The organism is Streptomyces sp. YIM S03343, assembly GCF_054729195.1.
Genome location: NZ_JBPUKX010000001.1, coordinates 7,691,027 through 7,708,551, shown reverse-complemented (window position 1 = coordinate 7,708,551; position 17,525 = coordinate 7,691,027). Strand labels below are relative to the sequence as shown.

Genomic DNA, 17,525 nt, shown 5'->3' with positions numbered 1-17,525 from the left:
CGGCCGCGCCCCGGGCCTCCCGCTCGCTACGCCGCCTCCGTCCCGAACGCCGCACCGGACCCGAATGCCGCGTCCGGCCCATAGGTGTCCGGCCGCTCCACGACCGGCACGACCGGCACGACCGGCAAGGCCGCCAGAGCCGCGGACACCGCGTGCGAGGCACTGAGGTCAAGGCGGGCACCGGTGCCCCGGGCCCGGTGGCGCATCTCGTCGACGGCGAGCCGGAGGAGCTGCGGGAGCAGGTCGGTGCAGCGCCGGGCCACCCAGGCGGTACCGGCGGTGGCCAGCCACCACAGGCTCGCCGACCTGGTGGGCACGGGGAACTCCGGCTCGGGCGAGGGCGCGGGGCCGGTGGCGAGCCCGGCCTCGGTGAGCAGCGCGTGGCAGCGGACGGCGAGCTGCCGGTGCCCCCGCTCACTGGGGTGCAGCCGGTCCGCGCTCCACATGGCGCGGTCGGTGATCCAGTCCTCCTCGGCGGCATGCAGATGGACGGCGCCGTAGCGCTCGGACAGCGCGTGCACGACCGTGTTGACGGCCCGCTGCCGCCGAGCCAGCGGGCGGGCGAGAGCGCCGGGGAGCCCGAGTATCGTGCCGGGGTCGGGCAGACAGGCGGTGAGCACGACGGCGCCGCGGGCGGTGAAGGCCGCGCAGACCTCGTCGAGGCGTGCCGCCACGGCGTGGATGTCGAAGGTGCAGCGCAGTGTGTCGTTGACGCCGATCACGACGGACACCAGGTCGGGCCGGAGCTCCAGCCCGGCGGGGGTCTGCCGTTCGAGCACATCGCGGGTCTGGGCCCCGCTGATCGCGAGGTTGGTGAACTCCACGGGCGGCTCGGCGATCCCGTCGGCGAGCAGTGCGGCCCAGCCGCGCCACCCGCCGTCGAACGGATCGCCCATGCCCTCGGTCAGGGAGTCCCCGAGCGCCACGAAGCGGACGGGTCTCATGTCACGCCCTCCGGCGCGGAAGGCACGGACGACGTCGAAGGCACGGCAGCAGCAGACACGGAAGCACGCGAAGGGCTCGACGCGCCATCGGCGGATGCCGGACCCGAACCCGAACCCAAAGCCTTCCCCGACCCCGCAGCCCCCCGCACCGGCACCGCCGCCTCGTGTGCCGCGAGGAAGGCGTCCACCGCCGTGTCCCACCCGAAGCACTCCGCACGCGCGCGCGCCGTCTCGCGGCGCTCGTGCTCGGGGCGTTCGAGCAGCCCCTCCACGGCGTCGGCGAAGGCGGCCCCGTGGTCGGCGGCCGTGGCACCGGCGGAGCCGATGATCTCCGGAAGGGCGGACGACGCGCTGGCCACCACGGGTGTGCCGCACGCCATGGCCTCCAGCGCGGCCAGCCCGAAGGTCTCGGCGGGACCGGGCGCCAGGCACATGTCGGCGGACGCCTGGAGCGCCCCGAGGAGTTCGCGGTCGGAGACATGCCCGAGAAAGGTCACCGGCAGCCCGCGCTCCCGCGCCCGCTGCTCCAGCCGCGGCCGGAGCGGTCCGTCGCCCGCGACCACGAGCACGGCCCGGCGTCCGCCGCGCAGCAGTGCGTCCAGGGCGTCGAGGGCGGTGCCGGGCCGCTTCTCCACGGACAGCCGTGAGCACATCACCAGCAGGGCCTCGTCCTCGCGCGCGTGCGCCGCGCGCAGTCCGGCGTCGTACAGCGCCGGGTGACGCTGAACCAGGTCCACGCCGAGCGGGGCGCGTACGACATTGCGGGCGCCGATGCGCACGAACTCCCTGGCGGCGAACTCGGTGGTGCACACGACCCGCGAGTAGGTGTGCGCCGTACGGGTGTTGAGGGAGTCGGCGGCACGCCGCGAGAGGTTCTCGGACAGTCCCCAGGTGCGCAGCACGCCGTCGGCGGTCTCGTGGGACACCATGACGGCGGGGACCCGGGCGCGCCGGGCCCAGCGGCCGGTCCAGCGCAGTGTGGTGCGGTCGGAGACCTCCAGACGGTCCGGGGCGAGGTCCTCCAGCAGGGCGGCGACGCGCCGCCTGTCGGTGAGGACGCGGTAGCCGCCGGTGCCGGGCAGCAGCGGGCCGGGGAGGGTGATCACGCGGCCCTGCTCGGTCTCCTGGTCGGTGCGGCGCTCGCCGGGAACGACGAGCACGGGCTGGTGGCCCGCCGCCCGGAAGCCCTTGCCCAGCTCGCGCAGCGCGGTGCGCAGTCCGCCGGAGGAGGGGGCGACGAAGTTGGCGAGCCGGACGATGCGCAGCCCCTCGGTTCTCGTGCCGGTCATGCCGCCACCACCGCCCTGCGGGCGCTGAGGACGTCCTCGTAGTGGGCGATGAGCTGGTCGCCGACAGCCGCCCAGGTGCGGCCCTCGACGGTGGTGCGGGCGGCCCTGCCGAACGAGTGCCGCAGCGCGGTGTCGGCGGCCAGGGCGCGCACCGCGTCGCGGACGGCGATCGCGTCGCGCGGCGGGACGAGGAAGCCGGTGCGTCCGTGGTCGACCAGGTCGAGCGGGCCGCCCGCGGCGGGCGCGACGACGGGCACGCCGCTGGCCATGGCCTCCTGCACGGTCTGGCAGAAGGTCTCGAAGGGGCCGGTGTGCACGAAGACGTCGAGCGAGGCGAAGATCCGGCCGAGTTCCTCGCCGGTGCGGCGGCCGAGGAAGACCGCGCCGGGCAAGGCCTCGGTCAGCTGGGCCTGGCTGGGGCCGTCGCCGACCACCACGACCCGGACGCCGTCGAGACCGCAGACGCCGGCCAGCAGCTCGACCTGCTTCTCGGGGGCGAGCCGGCCGACGTAGCCGACGATCAGCTCACCGTTCGGGGCGAGCCGGCGGCGCAGCGCATCGTCCCGTCTGTCGGGGCGGAAGCGGTAGGTGTCCACTCCGCGCGGCCACAGGGCGACCCGGGGGACGCCGTGCGCCTCCAGGTCGGCGAGCGCCGCGGTGGACGGAGCGAGGGTGCGGTCGGCGGCGGCGTGCACGGAGCGGATGCGCCGCCAGGCGGCCGCCTCACCGGCGCCCATGTAGGTGCGGGCGTATCCGGCGAGGTCGGTCTGGTAGACGGCGAGGGCGGGGATGCCGAGGCGGGCGGCCTTGGCCATGCCGCGCACGCCGAGGATGAAGGGGCTTGCCAGGTGGACCAGGTCGGCGCGGTGCTCGGTGAGCGCCGCGGCGACGCGTCGGCTGGGGAGGGCGACGCGGACCTGGGGATAGCCGGGGAGCGGCAGGGAGGGGACACGGACCACGGGGCACTGCGCCGAGGCGTCGGGCCCGGAGCGGTGGGGGCCGCTGTTCTGTTCCGGCACGATGGTGAGCCGGGCGGAGGCGGCCGGGGCGACGACGAGCGGAGCGTGACCGCGATCGACGAGGTGTCGGGCGGTCTGGAGCGCGCAGTGGGCCACGCCGTTCACGTCGGGGGGAAAGGATTCGGTCACGATGACGACACGCATACCCGTGTTGTCGCCGTGCCGGACGTGGCCGCGTCAACGTGGATCTTTCCGGACGGGGAACGTCCCATGAGCGTTGCAGTGCACACCCGAGCAGGTCAGACGGTGTCCACGCCCGCCTGTCCCCTGGGTCACCCCTCGTTCATGTGCCGGGCGGACAGCCGCGTCCGTCCTTGTCCGTGCACCAGCCCGAAGAACGTTTCGGGCCCCGGGCCGCCCTGGTACGAGCGGCGCCTCGGCACGCGGCACGCGCCGTACGCCCTCAGTGACCGCCGGGGTACGCCCCCTCACCCCGCCGCCGTGTCCGGCGGCCCGATGCGGCTTCGCACGGCGGTCTGTACCTCGTCCTCCTCGGCGGGGTCGGCGGCCAGCCGCCGTAGTCGTTCGACCACTCGGGCGTCGCCGGTCTCGGCGTGCCGGGCGGCGAGTTCGCGGGTGGTCTCCTCGCAGTCCCACAGGCACTCGACGGCGAAGCCGGTGGCGAAGGAGGGGTCGGTGGCGGCCAGCGCGCGTGCGGCGCGTCCGCGCAGATGGGAGGAGGCGGTCTCGCGGTAGATGTGGCGCAGCACGGGTGCGGCGCAGGCGATGCCGAGCCGTCCGGTGCCGTCGACGAGGGTCCACAGGGTCGGGGCGTCGGGCCCCTCGCCCCGGACGGCCTCGCGCAGGGCGGCGAGGACCTGGTCGCTGTCCCGGGTGCCGCCGCGGCAGGCGAGCATCCGTCCGGCGGCGGCGCCGAGCGGGTCGGGCCGCCGGGCCCAGCGGCGGGCCCGGTCGACGGCGGCGACACTGCGCATGCGTTCGAAGGCGCCGACGGCGGCCTCCACGACGGGTGCGGTGCCGCCGACCGCCGCTGCCTCGATCAGGTCGAGGGCGGCCGGGTCGTTGCCGTCGGCCAGATAGCGCAGGGCGGTGCAGCGGGCGCCCTCGGTGCCGTCCTGGGCGGCCCGCAGGATCTCCGGGCGGTCGTCGGGGCCTGCCACGGCGGTGAGGCAGCGGGCGGCGGGGACATGGAGCGCGGCGCCGCGTTCGACACCCTGCTGGGCCCATTCGAGGACGGCCCGCACGCTCCAGCCGGGGCGGGGGCCGGACGGGCTCAGCTGGCGCTGCCAGCGGTCGAAGCAGCCGGTCTCCTGGGCGGCACGCACGCGCGTGGCGATCGGTTCGCGGGGATCCTCGGCCCACAGCCGCCAGGGCCGCGGCTCGAAGGCGTCCCGTACGGCGGCTGCCAGCTCGCTGTCGCCCTCGGTGCCGGCCGGGAAGCGGGCCAGGACGGGGGCGGCCAGGGCGCGCAGGCCGGCGTCGTCGTCCCTGAGGGCGAGCTCGTCGAGGGCCCAGGCCCAGTTGGAGCCGGTGGCGGCATACCGGCGCAGCAGGTCGAGCGCGTCGCGCCTGCCGTACGAGGCGAGGTGTCCGAGGACGGCGAGGGCGAGGCCGGTGCGTGACTCCTCGGTGTCGAGCAGGTCCTCCGGGTCGAAGAGGTGGGCCTCGACGGCTTCGAGGCCGCCGCCCAGGTCGAGGTAGAGGCGGGCGTAGTAGAGCGAGCGGTTCTCCACCTGCCAGTCGTGGCGGGGGTCGCTCAGCACACAGTGGTTCAGCGCCGCGAGCGCCTCAGCGCGCGGTGCGGTGAGCGCGTGCAGCGTGCCGTCGCCGCGGCCCCGCTGGAGCAGGCCGAGCAGCGTTCCGCTGGGCGCTATGACCGGATCGAACATGGGAAACAGCCTCACATCAAGCGTCGACGCAACCGGGGAACACGCATTACCTGGCCGCGTGACAACACGTCGGGGCGCCCGCCGTCTCTTGCTTGCTGTAGACCATCTTCCTCTGCCTCTCGTCGGTGGCCCATGCGGGCCGCATCACGGTCCGCGTGGTGCGGCAACATCTGCCCAGCCATCGCGTCCATGAATCACGACGTCATGATGACTCGCGGGTTTCTCCTGCCGCGACCGTATTTCCGGCGGCCTTTTACCGCCTCCCCCGTTTTTCTCGTTGTCGCTGGTCAGAGCGTTCGGATCAGCGTGTACCGAACAATTCCAGCAGTTCCGTCCGGGCGAACGTCCGGGCGGCGTCGACGGCCGAGGGAGTGCCTTCGGCCGGGTCGGCACCGCCTTCCACAAGTGCCTCGATCACTTCCCTCTCGCCCTTGAAGACGGCCCCGGCGAGCGGGGTCTGGCCCCGGTCGTTGATCCGGTCCGGCGCGGCCCCGCGCGCGAGCAGCGCGCGCACCGTACCGGCGTGGCCGTGATAGGCGGCGAGCATCACCAGGGTGTCGCCCCGGTCGTTGGTGAGATCGGCGGGTACGCCCGCGTCCACGTAAGCGACGAGCGACTCGGTGCGTCCCTGCCGCGCCAGGCCGAAGATCTTGGTCGCGAGCTCCACGACCTCGGGGCCGGGGGCTTCACTCATCGACGGGTCCGCCTCTCCACTACTTGTGAGTCGCCAGGGTACTGGTTCGTGCCGCCGGTGAAAGCGGCCGCTCAGGCTCCGCCGAACGAGGGAAATGCAGCCGAAATCATCCATTTGCACCTTTTATCGTATGGATACATCCTGTGATCCTGGAAGTACTCATGGTGACTGTCCCCTTCGACACCAGGAGAAACCCCCATGATCCTCTCCATCTCAGGCGTCATCCTGCTCGGCATCGTCGTCTTTCTCTTCTTCCGCAAGGACGGGCTCAAGGGCTCGCACGCCGTGATCACGGCTCTGTTCGGTTTCTACCTCTCGAGCACGGCCATCGCCCCCAGCATCAAGGCCGGCGGCGAGAGCCTGGCGAGCCTGCTCGGCGGCATCAGGTTCTGACACCGCCCGTCCCGTCCGTCCCTACGCACCTCTCCAGGAGTCAGCAGTGGCCCGGCGCCCACTACCCCGCATCCTGAGCACCGGCGGCGCGCAGCTCGCCCGCGGCCGGGAGCTGGCCCGGACGGCGGCCGACAGTGCCACCGACGTCCTCCACCCGCTGATCACCATTACGCGTGGTCTGCGCCGGCTGGCCTCGGCCGGGCGGCGCAAGTGGGCCGCGACCCCCAAGGACCGGCGCGGGCCACTGCTGTTCCTGGTGGCCTCGGTGGTGCTGGTCGTGGCCCTCGTGCCCTACGGCCCGCCGCTCGTCGCCGTCGCCCTGATGGCGGTGGCCGCGTGGCAGGGCCGTGACCGCACCGCGGGCCCCGACGGCGCCGACACCTCCCGGGCGGAACGGCTCCGCTCGCTGTACGAGGCCCTGGTCCCGTGCTTCTCCATGGCTGAGGACCCGGCACCGCTCTACGCGCACGGCGGGGAGTGGGAGAAGGTCTTCCCCGTCTACGAGTTCGACGTGGCGGGCCGGGTGTCCCACCTCGTCGTCCGCTATCCGGCGTACTTCCCGGACGGCGAGCCCGAGGCCCGTGTCCGTGTCGAACACCTGCTCACGGCGAAGTCCGGCCGTGAGCGCGAGTACCGCTTCGTCTGGGACGAGGAGGCCAACCAGCTGACCGTCACCGTCCTCGTCCCGCTCCCCACCGACATCACCGCCCAGCACTTCGTCACGGCGCCCGGTGAGACGGTCCTGGGCCTCACCGACCCGTCCCAGGTCCAGCGCACGCTCCCCCTCATGCACGGGGCGGAGCAGCGCGACGTGCCGCCGGTCGTCTGGCGCACCGGTGTCCGCTCCACCGAGCCGCATCTGCTGGCCGTGGGCCAGCCGGGCAGCGGCACCTCGACCCTGCTGCGCTCCGTGATCCTCCAGGCACTGCGGCACGGTGACGTGCTGATCGCCGAGGGCGGCGCCACCGGCGAGTACGCGTGCCTGACCGGCCGGGACGGCGTCCTGGCCGTCGAGAGCGGGCTCGCCGGGGTGCTGGCCGGTCTGGAATGGGCGGCCACCGAGACGGAACGGCGGCTGATCGCGGCCAACCGGGCCCGGCAGGCGGGCGATCCGCCGCCGGAGGACACCCGGCGTCCCCTGTGGATCGTCCTCGATCGGCCGAGCGTCTTCACCCATCTGGCCGCCGCGGACGGCCGCAAGGATCCGCAGGCCCTGCTCCAGGTGCCCCTTCGACACGGGCGGGCGGCCAATGTCACGGTGGTGGTGGCCGAGCAGTTCGACAGTGCGGACGCTCTGAGCGACGCCGTACGGCAGCACACGCGCGCGCGGGTTGTCCTCGGGCCCGCGTCGGCTGCGCAGCTGGAGGCGGTGCTCGGGGCTCCGCCGCACACGACTCCGCCGGCCCTTGTGCCGCCGGGGCGCGGATACGCGCGGCTGGGCACGGGGGGCGTCCTGCGGCTCCAGGTCCCGGCTACGCCGGATCCTTACGACGACTCTGCCGATGCCGCCGAGCGGGAGGCGGTGCTGGCGCTGCTGCCGGCTCGGTCGACTCCGGCGGATGCCAAGCCGGATCTGCGGAAGGCGGAGCCTATCGGGGCGGAGCCTGCCGTTGCCGGGGCGGAGGCGGAGCCGGTGGGGGCGGTGGGGGTGGTCGAGGCGATGGTGGCGGAGAGGCCGTAGCCGGGTTTTTCGCCCCCGCCGCCCCTTCCCGTTCCCGTCCCTGGGGGCTGGGCCCCCAGACCCCCCTTTCGGCCCTTCGGGCCTCGTCCTCAAACGCCGGACGGGCTGAAGATCAGCCCAGCGGGGGTACGGGGGCGGAAACCGCTACGCCACGAACGTGCGCAGTGCCTCCGTGCCCAGGGCCGTCCCCGCGGCCACCAGGCGCGCTGCCATGCCCAGGCGGGTCGCCGCCTCGTCGGCCACGGCGCCCGCCACCGTGAACGGCAGCCGGACATAGCCCTCGAACGCGCCGTCGACGCCGAAGCGGGGGCCCGAGGGGACGCGTACGCCTACGCGTTCGCCCGCCTCGGCGATGCGGGAGCCGGAGAGGCCGCCGGCGCGGGCCCACAGGACGAGGCCGCCCGAGGGCACCTCGAACTCCCAGTCGGGCAGCTCGCGCCGGACCGCCGCGACCAGCGCGTCGCGGTTGCCGCGGGCCTCCTCGCGCCGCAGATCCACGGCCTTCTCCCAGCCGCCCGTGGTGAACAGCCAGTTGACGGCCAGCTGCTCGAGCACCGGCGTCCCGAGGTCGGCGTACGCGCGCGCGGCGACCAGGCTGCGGATGACGTCGGGGGCGGCACGTACCCAGCCGATGCGCATGCCCGCCCAGAACGCCTTGCTCGCCGACCCCACGGTGATCACGGTGGATCCGGCGGGGTCGAAGCCGCACACCGGCCGCGGCATCTCGACGTGGTCGTCGAGCCACAGCTCGGTCATCGTCTCGTCGGCGACGAGCACGGTGCCTGCCGAGCGCGCCGCGTCCACCAGCCGCCGCCGCTGGTCGTCGTCGGCGAGGGCGCCGGTGGGGTTGTGGAAGTCGGCGACCACGTAGGCGATACGGGGCGCGGCGTCGCGCAGCACCTGCCGCCAGCGGTCCAGGTCCCAGCCGGCCAGGCCGTCGGCCATCGCGACCGGTACCAGCCGGGCGCCCGCCTCCCGCATCAGCTGGAGGATGTTGGCGTAGGAGGGCGACTCGACGGCGATCCGCTCGCCGCGTCCCCCGAAGAGGTGACAGATGGCGTCCATGGCGCCCATCGCGCCGGTCGTCACCATGATCTGTTCGGGCATCGTGGGGATCCCGCACGCGCTGTAGCGCTCGGCGAGCATGGAGCGCAGCGCCGGGAGCCCGGCCGGGTAGTCGCCGTGGGTGTGTGCGTAGGGCGGGAGTTCTTCCAGGGCGCCCTGGACGGCGCGGGTGAGCCATGGTTCGGGCGCGGGCAGCGCGGCGCTGCCGAGGTCGATCATCGAGCCGAGGGCCTCGGGCGGCAGGGGTTCGAGGCCGCGCGCGGGGATGGGGTTGCCGGCGGGTACGGCGGTCCAGCTGCCCGCGCCGCGCCGCGACTCCAGGAAGCCGTCGGCGCGCAGCACCTCGTAGGCGGCGGCGACCGTGGTGCGGCTGACCCTCAGGGCCGTGGCCAGTTCGCGCTCGGCGGGCAGCCGGGCAGCCACGGGAACGCGTCCTTCGAGGACCAGCAGCCGGATGCCGTCGGCGAGGGCACGGTAGGCGGGCGGGCGGCGGCTGCCAGGCCCGGCCGGGCGGTCCTGCTGGGAGTTGAGCAGCCGTGCGAGCGGCGCGGCCCCCACCGCCGAGGTCCACTGCGCCATGCAGATCAGTCCACCTTCCCCGAATTGGCCATGGATGGCCTCCACCACCCGGCCACAGAGTGACACGGGTCGGTCCACATCCACCACCGGGGGTGCCCCTTGTCGGTCCAACGCCGTCTGCCGATCCCACGCCGGCCGTCGATCCCGTACCGTCTCGGGCGACGGCTGGTCCAGCTGTACACCGGTCTCACGCTCTACGGCGCCAGTTCCGCGCTGCTGGTCGGGGCGGGGCTGGGGCTGGAGCCCTGGAACGTTCTGCACCAGGGGCTGGCCGAGCTGACCGGTCTGACGATCGGCACGGTGTCGATCGTCGTGGGCGCGGCGGTGCTGCTGCTGTGGATCCCGCTGCGCCAGCGGCCGGGGATGGGCACGGTGTCCAATGTCTTCGTAGTGGGCCTCGCCATGGACGGCACACTGGCCCTGCTGCCGGAGGTGCGGGAACTCGCGGCGCGGATCGCGCTGCTGGCCGCGGGCGTCGTCCTCAACGGGGTGGCGACGGGCCTCTACATCTCCGCGCGGTTCGGCCCGGGCCCGCGTGACGGTCTGATGACCGGTCTGCACCGGTGCACGGGCCGCTCGATCCGTCTGATGCGCACGGCGGTCGAGGTGGCTGTCGTGGTCACCGGCTTCGCCCTGGGCGGCACGATCGGCGTCGGCACCCTGCTCTACGCGGTGTCGATCGGCCCGCTCGCCCAGCTGTTCCTGCGGATGTTCGCCGTCCCGGCGGCATCCGACGGCAGCACGGTCGTTGCCACCGGGACACCGCGGCGGGCCATACTGCCCCGGTGACCTCGCGCAACGACCGGCCCGGCAACCATCCCCGCCACCCGTATCTCGACCATCCGGGGCCCATCCCCTTCGCCCACCGCGGCGGGGCCGCCGACGGCCTGGAGAACACCGCGGCGCAGTTCCGCCGTGCGGTGGGCCTGGGCTACCGGTACATGGAGACCGATGTCCACGCGACGGCGGACGGCCGCCTGGTCGCCCTGCACGACCCGACGCTGGACCGGGTGACCGACGGCGCGGGCCGGATCGCCGAGCTGCCGTGGGACGCGGTGCGTGAGGCGCGGGTGGCGGGCCGGGAGCCGGTGCCGCTGTTCGAGGAACTGCTGGAGATGTTCCCCGGGGTGCGCTGGAACGTCGACGTCAAGGCGGAGCCGGCGCTGCGGCCGCTGCTCGATCTGCTGGAGCGCGCCGACGCCTGGGACCGGGTCTGCGTGGGCTCGTTCTCCGAAGCGCGGGTGGTGCGTGCGCAGCGGCTGGCGGGGCCACGCCTGGCGACGTCGTACGGCACCCGAGGGGTGCTGAGTCTGCGGCTCAGGTCCTGGGGTCTGCCGGTCGCGGTGCGCCGGTCCGCGGTGGCCGCGCAGGTGCCCGAGTCGCAGTCGGGGATCCCGGTGGTCGACCGCGCTTTCGTGCGGACCGCACATGCGCGCGGGCTTCACGTCCACGTGTGGACGGTCAATGAACCCGATCGGATGCACCGGCTCCTGGACCTGGGTGTCGATGGCATCATGACCGATCACATCGACACGTTGCGCAAGGTCATGCAGGACCGGGGCGTCTGGGCCTGAGCCCGGTGCCGAACGGGACCGGCGCCTTCGTACAGCACCGACGGGGAAGCGAGGGCACGGGTGAGCATCGGCACCGTGCGGGCTCAGGCGGCCGACGAGGCCGCCGAGCGGCGCCGTGAACAGCACGGCTGGTACTTCTACGACTGGGCCTGCTCCGTCTATTCGACGAGCGTGCTCACCGTGTTCCTCGGCCCCTATCTCACGGCGGTCGCCCGGCACGCGGCGGACGCCGACGGGTATGTGCATCCGCTGGGCGTGCCGCTGCGGGCCGGTTCGTTCTTCGCGTACTGCGTCTCGGCGTCCGTGGTGCTGGCGATCCTGGTGATGCCGGTCGCGGGTGCCGCGGCCGACCGGACGGGCCGCAGGAAGCCGCTGCTCGCGGTGTCCGCCTACACGGGGGCGTTCGCGACGACAGGGCTGTTCTTCCTGGACGGCGACCGCTATCTGCTGGGCGGGCTGCTGCTGATCGTGGCGAACGCGTCCGTGGCCGTGTCGATGGTCCTCTACAACTCGTTCCTGCCGCAGATCGCCCCGCCCGAGGAGCGCGACACGGTCTCGTCGCGCGGCTGGGCCTTCGGCTACGCGTCCGGTTCGCTGATGCTGGTCGTGAACCTGGTGCTGTTCTCCGCGCACGACTCCTTCGGGCTGTCCGAGTCGGCGGCCGTCCGTGTCTGCCTGGCGTCGGCGGGCCTGTGGTGGGGTGCCTTCACCCTCGTGCCGCTGAAGCGGCTGCGGGACCGCCGTACCGCGTCGGCGGGCGCGGCGCCCGCCGCGCACGGCTGGCGGCAGCTCGCCGCGACGGTGCGCGACATGCGCGGCAAGCCGCTCACCCTGGGCTTTCTGCTGGCCTACCTCATCTACAACGACGGCATCCAGACGGTGATCTCCCAGGCGTCGGTGTACGGCTCCGAGGAGCTGGGGCTCGGCCAGTCGACGCTGATCGTCGCCGTGCTGATGGTCCAGGTGCTGGCGGTGGCGGGCGCGCTCGGCATGGGGCGGCTCGCCCGGGTCCACGGCGCCAGGCGCACGATCCTGTGCTCGCTGGTCGCATGGACGCTCACACTGGCCGCCGGGTACTTACTGCCGGCGAAGGCGCCGGTGTGGTTCTTCGTGCTGGCCGGCGGGATCGGGCTGGTGCTCGGCGGCAGCCAGGCCCTGTCACGCTCCCTGTTCTCCCATCTCGTCCCGCCCGGCAGGGAGGCCGAGTACTTCTCGGCGTACGAGATGAGCGACCGCGGCATGAGCTGGCTCGGTCCGCTGCTGTTCGGGGTCACGTACCAGCTGACCGGGAGCTACCGCTCGGCGATCGTCTCGCTGGTGGTGTTCTTCGTCATCGGGTTCGTGCTGCTGCTGCGAGTGCCGGTACGGCGGGCGATCACGGAGGCGGGAAATCCCGTTCCGGAGATTATTTAGCGCTGGACGGCAAAGGGCGGTAGTGTACGCGTTTGGCCTGCCAGGCGTACCGTTACTGCGCGTCAAAGGTGCCGAAACGCTGGGTGACATCTGCTAGCAGATGTGACAAACCGGGCGCCGGTGGGTACAACAAGGGGCGGCTACGACGGCGACGCATCACCCTGAACGGGAATCTTTACCGCCGACCGGACGTTGACCGGATGACGACGACAGCGACACCTGTCCTGTGGGCGACAAGCCCGGGAGGCACGAATTCATGAGTGAGCGAGCTCTTCGCGGCACGCGCCTCGTGGTGACCAGCTACGAGACGGACCGCGGTATCGACCTGGCTCCGCGCCAGGCCGTGGAGTACGCATGCGAGAAGGGGCACCGCTTCGAGATGCCCTTCTCGATCGAGGCGGAGATCCCGCCGGAGTGGGAGTGCAAGGTCTGCGGGGCCCCGGCACTCCTCGTCGATGGCGACGGCCCGGAAGAAAAGAAGGCCAAGCCCGCGCGTACGCACTGGGACATGCTGATGGAGCGGCGCACCCGTGAGGAACTCGAAGAGGTCCTCGAGGAACGTCTTGCCGTTCTCCGCTCCGGCGCGATGAACATCGCCGTTCATCCCCGGGACAGCCGCAAGTCCGCATAGCCCATGCGGGGGCTGAGCCGTCGGACAGCACATACCTGAACAATCGCGGGCGCCGTACGTGAGATCTTCTCCACGTACGGCGCCCGCGGTTGTGTGCCGGTGGGTGGTGCGCCGGGTGTGCTGTGCGCCCGGGTGTGCCGGGCGTGCCGGGCGTGCCGGGCGTGCCGGGCGTGCCGGGCGTGCCGGGCGTGCCGGGCGTGCCGGGCGTGCCGGGCGTGCCGGGCGTGCCGGGTGATCATGTCCCGGGAGATCGTGTCGCGGCTGATCGCGTCCCGGTGTGACGAACGCCGCAGAACACCCGGCCGGCAGCGGGGCGTAGCGGAACTCAGCTGGTCAGTGGCGGGCGCTGCTCCCAGGGGCCGCCGCCCGGCTCGCCGCCGCGGGCCGGGTCCGCCGAATCGTCCCGTATGACCTCGCCCTGGACGACCTTGCCGTCGGGGCGGTGGATACGGGCCTGCTGGAAGGCGTCGCCGAAGCTGCCCGCTCCGGCCGCGCGCAGTCGGCGCTCGACGGCGCGCTCCGTGTAGCGGCCCAGCGCCTTCTGGACCGGCGGGACCAGCAGCAGAAGTCCCACGGCGTCCGAGATCAGGCCGGGCAGGATCAGCAGCAGACCGCCGAGCATCATCAGACCGTTGCCGCCGCCCTGCGACGGGGAGCCGCCGCGCTGCAGGGCCTCGTTGAGGTTGCGGAAGGCGCGCCGTCCCGCATGCTTGACGACCGCTGAACCCACCACGATCCCGGCGAGCAGCAGCAGGAAGACCACCAGCCCGCTGGTCGCGCCGGCCACCAGGGTCAGCAGCCAGATCTCCAGCACCAGCCAAGCGGCGACGGCCAGCGGCAGGAATCTGCGCGTCCGGGAGCGCCGGGGCCGGGTGGGGGTGGAAGAGGTCGGAACGCCAGTCGTCATGCCTCCAGTGTGCATGGGCCCGGCTCAGTACGGGATAAGCAGGGATAAGCCGGGAGCGTACGGGCCCGATCGGGTCGTACTGGCGCGCGGGCCGCCGGGGTCGCGTCGGCCTGCCCGGAGGGCCTGTCCGGCGGATCATGCCGGAGACGCGGAGACCGGCACTCCCCGGAGGTCTGCGAGCAGAGGGGGCACCCCCACCCCCAAGCTCTTCGAGCAGGGGGCACCCACAGCCGCTTTGTCATCGCTCGCCGAGTCTCCCTCCGCCTGGCAGCCGCACGCTCCCCCACGGTGTCGTCGGCTTCCTCCGGCTTGATCCGCCGGTCAGGCCCTACGCCCGCTTGTCGCGGCCGGTGATCTTCCCGACCCGCTCCCGCACGCCCCAGGAGGTGACCCGCCACAGCGCCTCGACGAGGATGTCGCGACTCATCTTGGAATCGCCGAACTCGCGCTCCACGAAGGTGATGGGCACCTCGACGACGTGGTACCCGGCCTTGACGGCGCGGCGTGCCAGGTCGACCTGGAAGCAGTAGCCCTGCGAGGCGACCGCGTCGAGGCCGAGGCCCTCCAGGGTCTCGCTCCGGAAGGCCCGGTAGCCGCCGGTGATGTCGCGCAGCGGCAGATCGAGGGCGAGGCGGGAGTAGAGGCTGCCGCCGCGGGAGATGAACTCTCGGGACTTGGGCCAGTTGACCACCCGGCCGCCCGTCACCCAGCGGGAGCCGAGGACGAGGTCGGCGTTCTTGAGCGCGGTCAGCAGCCGGGGCAGTTCCTCGGGCTGATGGGAGCCGTCGGCGTCCATCTCGACGAGCACGCCGTAGCCGTGGGCCAGGCCCCAGCGGAAGCCCGCGAGGTAGGCGGCGCCGAGGCCCTCCTTGCCCTTGCGGTGCAGCACCTGGACGTTGTTGTCCTCGGCGGCCAGCTCGTCGGCGAGCTTGCCGGTGCCGTCGGGGCTGTTGTCGTCGGCCACGAGGACATGCGCCTCGGGAACGGACTGCCGCACCCGGCGGACGATGCTCTTGATGTTCTCCGCCTCGTTGTAGGTGGGGATGATCACCAAGGCCGTACCGAGCGGGCCGAACCGCCTCGCCTGGGCCGGTGCCCCGTGAGTCCCGTCGCCGTCGTTCACTGCTGCCCCTTCATGTCGTACGCAGGGGTCCACCATAGTGGCCGCAGCCTGCGCGGACGGGTCAGGACGTTCGTACGCGCGGTGTCGATTCCACAAGAGTGGGGTAAGGGGACGTTTATGGCTGAATCAAGGCCGTTTGTCCGCCTGCCAGTGCTAGGCGTGCCCTAGGGGCCGCCGCAAGGCGGCGGAGGGGGCCCGGCGCCCTTCGGGCCGACCTGGGACCCGCCGGCTGCGGGTCGACCTGAAGCCGTTGTCTACTGAGCGTCCGGGCCCCACCCGGGTCGCACCTCCCCGGCCGGCCGGAACGTCCCTCGCCGTGGCGCCTGCGCTGAGCCTGGCTCCCAGTGGCGGCACGCCCCGTGCGGCGCACCGTCCCTGACCCAGCGGCGCCGCGACGTGTGCGCGGAGGTTCCCCGGTCGGGCGTCCGGTGGTGGACTCGGCCGAACCTACCCGCCCTCTGCCGTCGGCTGTCAATAGTCGTCCGACCTGCGCCGTTCCGATGGATCGCCTGGTCAGCGCGGAGGATGCGCAGGTCGCGCGTCGGGGCGGCGGGCGGCGGGCGCCGCCGCGCCGCCCCGGGAGATCACTCGCCCGGGCGTACGAACACGGTCCGGCCGCCGACCACGGTGCGCAGGCAGACCGGCAGGTCACGGCCGGGGGTCAGATCGGGCAGGCCGGGGGTGCCGGAGCGGGGGTCGGTGGACCAGCGGGCGACACGGTCGTCCGGGGCCTGGACGACAAGCTCGCCCGTGTCCCAGACGGCGTAGTCGGCCGGTGCGCCCGGCACCAGGGCGCCGGCACCGTCCTGCCCGACCGCCCGCCAGCCGCCGCGGGTGTGCGCGGTGAACGCGGCGCGCACCGAGATCCGGTGCTCGGGCGTGCGGTGGAAGGCGGCGGCGCGGACCGTGCCCCACGGGTCGAGGGGCGTGACGGGGCTGTCGGAGCCGAAGGCGAGCGGGACGCCCGCGCGCAGCAGGGCCGCGAAGGGGTTGAGCGTACGGGCCCGTTCGGCGCCGAGCCGCTGGGTGTACATGCCGTCGTCGCCGCCCCACAGCGCGTCGAAGGCGGGCTGCACGGAGGCGGTGAGGCCCAGTTCGGCGAAGGCGGCGATGGTGTCGGGGCTCAGCATCTCGGCGTGCTCGACCCGGTGGCGGGCGGCGCGGACGCGGTCGAGGCCGGTCTTCTCGGCGGCGGCGCGCACCCCCTCGACGACGACGGTCACCGCGGCGTCGCCGATGGCGTGGAAGCCCGCCTGGAGGCCCGCCTCGGTGCAGGCGACGACATGCGTGGCGACGGCGGTCGCGTCGAGGTAGGCGGTGCCGGTGTGGTCGGCGTCGGCGTACGGCCGGTGCAGACAGGCTGTGTGGGAGCCGAGGGCGCCGTCGACGAAGAGGTCGCCCGCCGCGCCCGCGGCGCCCAGTTCGCGGGCGCGGGCCACTCCTTCGTCGCCCTGCTCGGCCCAGTAGCCGACGACGCGCGGGCCGGGCTGCTCGGTGGCCAGCCGGAGCAGTCCGGTGAAGTCGTCCTCGGAGGAGATGTGCGGGCCGCCGCACTCGTGGACGGACCCGATGCCGAGGGCGGCGGCGCGGGCGAGGGCCGCGCGCTGGGCCTCGCCGCGCTGGGCGGGCGTCAGGGCCGCCAGCGCCGCGGCCCGTACGGCGTGGTGGGCGTCCTTGGTGAGGGGGCCGCCGTCCGCCGCCTCGACGCCGGGGCACAGGTCGAGCAGTGCGGTGGTCACGACCGCAGAGTGGACGTCGATGCGGGACAGGTACAGCGGCCGTCCGCCGGTCGCCTCGTCGAGCTCGGCGCGGGTCGGCGGACGGCCGCCGGGCCAGCGGGCGGCGTCCCAGCCGTGTCCGAGCAGGACCCGGTCACCGGGGCGGGCGGCGGCGAAGTCCCGCACCCGGGCCAGTGCCGCCTCCAGCGAGGGAGCATCGGACAGGTCGAGGCCGGTGAGGGCGAGGCCGGTGGCGGTGGTGTGCACGTGGGAGTCGGTGAACGCCGGGGTGACGAGCGCGCCGTCGAGGTCGATCACCTCGTCGACCCCGTCGGCGAACGCGTCGGCCGCCCCCTCGGAGCCGACCCAGGCGACCTGCCCGCGCTCGACGACCATCGCGGTGGCGAAGGGATCGGCGGGACTGTGGACCTCACCGCGACGAAGAAGGACGGTCGCCGACGCGGAAGCCTCAGCCGGCTCGGGAATGCGCTCGCTCATGGCTGACAGTCTCGCGCCTCACCCCCGGGGCCCGGCACAGGGGTGGGCACACGCCGCCGCGCGCGAGGAGTGACCGGGGGTGCGCGGGCCGCGGCAGCCGATGAGCCGGACAGGGGTGGGCCTCGCAGGAGCGGGAGGGGACGACCT

Annotated in this window: 15 protein-coding genes; 6 read left to right on the top strand and 9 right to left on the bottom strand. The window is 73.5% G+C overall.

Features of this window, described 5'->3' with window-relative positions:
- Positions 1-26: 26 nt before the first annotated feature.
- The 5 genes from ACSYGN_RS34070 to ACSYGN_RS34050 form a co-directional block, all read right to left on the bottom strand.
- Entirely contained in the window at positions 27-944 is a 918-nt protein-coding gene (locus tag ACSYGN_RS34070; RefSeq protein ID WP_460402532.1) for an SGNH/GDSL hydrolase family protein, read from the bottom strand.
- On the bottom strand, positions 941-2,233 hold the full coding sequence (locus ACSYGN_RS34065; RefSeq protein WP_460402530.1) for a glycosyltransferase: 1,293 nt from the start codon (positions 2,231-2,233) through the stop codon (positions 941-943). Before ACSYGN_RS34065 ends, ACSYGN_RS34070 begins: the two co-directional genes overlap by 4 nt.
- On the bottom strand, positions 2,230-3,396 hold the full coding sequence (locus ACSYGN_RS34060) for a glycosyltransferase family 4 protein (protein ID WP_460402528.1): 1,167 nt from the start codon (positions 3,394-3,396) through the stop codon (positions 2,230-2,232). Before ACSYGN_RS34060 ends, ACSYGN_RS34065 begins: the two co-directional genes overlap by 4 nt.
- A 284-nt stretch (positions 3,397-3,680) precedes the next feature.
- Complete coding sequence (locus ACSYGN_RS34055) at positions 3,681-5,102, bottom strand: HEAT repeat domain-containing protein (RefSeq protein WP_460402526.1); 1,422 nt, start codon at positions 5,100-5,102, stop codon at positions 3,681-3,683.
- A 301-nt stretch (positions 5,103-5,403) separates the two neighbouring features.
- A complete protein-coding gene (locus tag ACSYGN_RS34050) occupies positions 5,404-5,796 on the bottom strand; it encodes an ankyrin repeat domain-containing protein (RefSeq protein ID WP_460402524.1) in 393 nt (130 codons plus the stop codon).
- A gap of 198 nt (positions 5,797-5,994) precedes the next feature.
- Between ACSYGN_RS34050 and ACSYGN_RS34045 the strand changes: the two genes are divergently transcribed.
- Positions 5,995-6,189 (top strand): hypothetical protein, encoded by a 195-nt coding sequence (locus ACSYGN_RS34045; protein ID WP_460402521.1) that lies wholly within the window; start codon positions 5,995-5,997, stop codon positions 6,187-6,189.
- A gap of 46 nt (positions 6,190-6,235) precedes the next feature.
- A complete protein-coding gene (locus tag ACSYGN_RS34040) occupies positions 6,236-7,870 on the top strand; it encodes a hypothetical protein (protein WP_460402519.1) in 1,635 nt (544 codons plus the stop codon).
- 144 nt (positions 7,871-8,014) lie between these two features.
- On the opposite strand, the gene ACSYGN_RS34035 is transcribed toward ACSYGN_RS34040, so the two are convergent.
- A complete protein-coding gene (locus ACSYGN_RS34035; RefSeq protein ID WP_460402517.1) occupies positions 8,015-9,514 on the bottom strand; it encodes an SCO1417 family PLP biosynthesis transcription factor in 1,500 nt (499 codons plus the stop codon).
- Between the two features lie 99 nt (positions 9,515-9,613).
- Here ACSYGN_RS34035 and yczE point away from each other — a divergent pair, with 99 nt between their 5' ends.
- The 4 genes from yczE to ACSYGN_RS34015 all read left to right on the top strand — a co-directional run bounded on the left by yczE (position 9,614) and on the right by ACSYGN_RS34015 (position 13,132).
- On the top strand, positions 9,614-10,303 hold the full coding sequence (yczE, locus tag ACSYGN_RS34030) for a membrane protein YczE (protein WP_460402515.1): 690 nt from the start codon (positions 9,614-9,616) through the stop codon (positions 10,301-10,303).
- Entirely contained in the window at positions 10,300-11,088 is a 789-nt protein-coding gene (locus ACSYGN_RS34025; protein WP_460402513.1) for a glycerophosphodiester phosphodiesterase, read from the top strand. Before yczE ends, ACSYGN_RS34025 begins: the two co-directional genes overlap by 4 nt.
- A gap of 60 nt (positions 11,089-11,148) precedes the next feature.
- Positions 11,149-12,501, top strand: a complete 1,353-nt coding sequence (locus ACSYGN_RS34020) for an MFS transporter (RefSeq protein ID WP_460402511.1) — start codon at positions 11,149-11,151, stop codon at positions 12,499-12,501.
- 256 nt (positions 12,502-12,757) lie between these two features.
- Positions 12,758-13,132 (top strand): RNA polymerase-binding protein RbpA, encoded by a 375-nt coding sequence (locus ACSYGN_RS34015; RefSeq protein WP_460402509.1) that lies wholly within the window; start codon positions 12,758-12,760, stop codon positions 13,130-13,132.
- Between the two features lie 325 nt (positions 13,133-13,457).
- On the opposite strand, the gene fxsA is transcribed toward ACSYGN_RS34015, so the two are convergent.
- The 3 genes from fxsA to ACSYGN_RS34000 form a co-directional block, all read right to left on the bottom strand.
- A complete protein-coding gene (gene fxsA, locus ACSYGN_RS34010) occupies positions 13,458-14,039 on the bottom strand; it encodes an FxsA family membrane protein (protein WP_460402507.1) in 582 nt (193 codons plus the stop codon).
- Between the two features lie 328 nt (positions 14,040-14,367).
- On the bottom strand, positions 14,368-15,162 hold the full coding sequence (locus ACSYGN_RS34005; RefSeq protein ID WP_460402505.1) for a polyprenol monophosphomannose synthase: 795 nt from the start codon (positions 15,160-15,162) through the stop codon (positions 14,368-14,370).
- 584 nt (positions 15,163-15,746) lie between these two features.
- On the bottom strand, positions 15,747-17,378 hold the full coding sequence (locus ACSYGN_RS34000) for an amidohydrolase (RefSeq protein WP_460402503.1): 1,632 nt from the start codon (positions 17,376-17,378) through the stop codon (positions 15,747-15,749).
- Positions 17,379-17,525: the final 147 nt, after the last annotated feature.

Coding starts and splice junctions, on each gene's coding strand:
- ACSYGN_RS34070 (WP_460402532.1), bottom strand. CDS start 944: ATGAGACCCGTCCGCTTCGTGGCGCTCGGGGACTCCCTGACCGAGGGC.
- ACSYGN_RS34065 (WP_460402530.1), bottom strand. CDS start 2,233: ATGACCGGCACGAGAACCGAGGGGCTGCGCATCGTCCGGCTCGCCAAC.
- ACSYGN_RS34060 (WP_460402528.1), bottom strand. CDS start 3,396: ATGCGTGTCGTCATCGTGACCGAATCCTTTCCCCCCGACGTGAACGGC.
- ACSYGN_RS34055 (WP_460402526.1), bottom strand. CDS start 5,102: ATGTTCGATCCGGTCATAGCGCCCAGCGGAACGCTGCTCGGCCTGCTC.
- ACSYGN_RS34050 (WP_460402524.1), bottom strand. CDS start 5,796: ATGAGTGAAGCCCCCGGCCCCGAGGTCGTGGAGCTCGCGACCAAGATC.
- ACSYGN_RS34045 (WP_460402521.1), top strand. CDS start 5,995: ATGATCCTCTCCATCTCAGGCGTCATCCTGCTCGGCATCGTCGTCTTT.
- ACSYGN_RS34035 (WP_460402517.1), bottom strand. CDS start 9,514: ATGGCGCAGTGGACCTCGGCGGTGGGGGCCGCGCCGCTCGCACGGCTG.
- ACSYGN_RS34015 (WP_460402509.1), top strand. CDS start 12,758: ATGAGTGAGCGAGCTCTTCGCGGCACGCGCCTCGTGGTGACCAGCTAC.
- fxsA (WP_460402507.1), bottom strand. CDS start 14,039: ATGACGACTGGCGTTCCGACCTCTTCCACCCCCACCCGGCCCCGGCGC.
- ACSYGN_RS34000 (WP_460402503.1), bottom strand. CDS start 17,378: ATGAGCGAGCGCATTCCCGAGCCGGCTGAGGCTTCCGCGTCGGCGACC.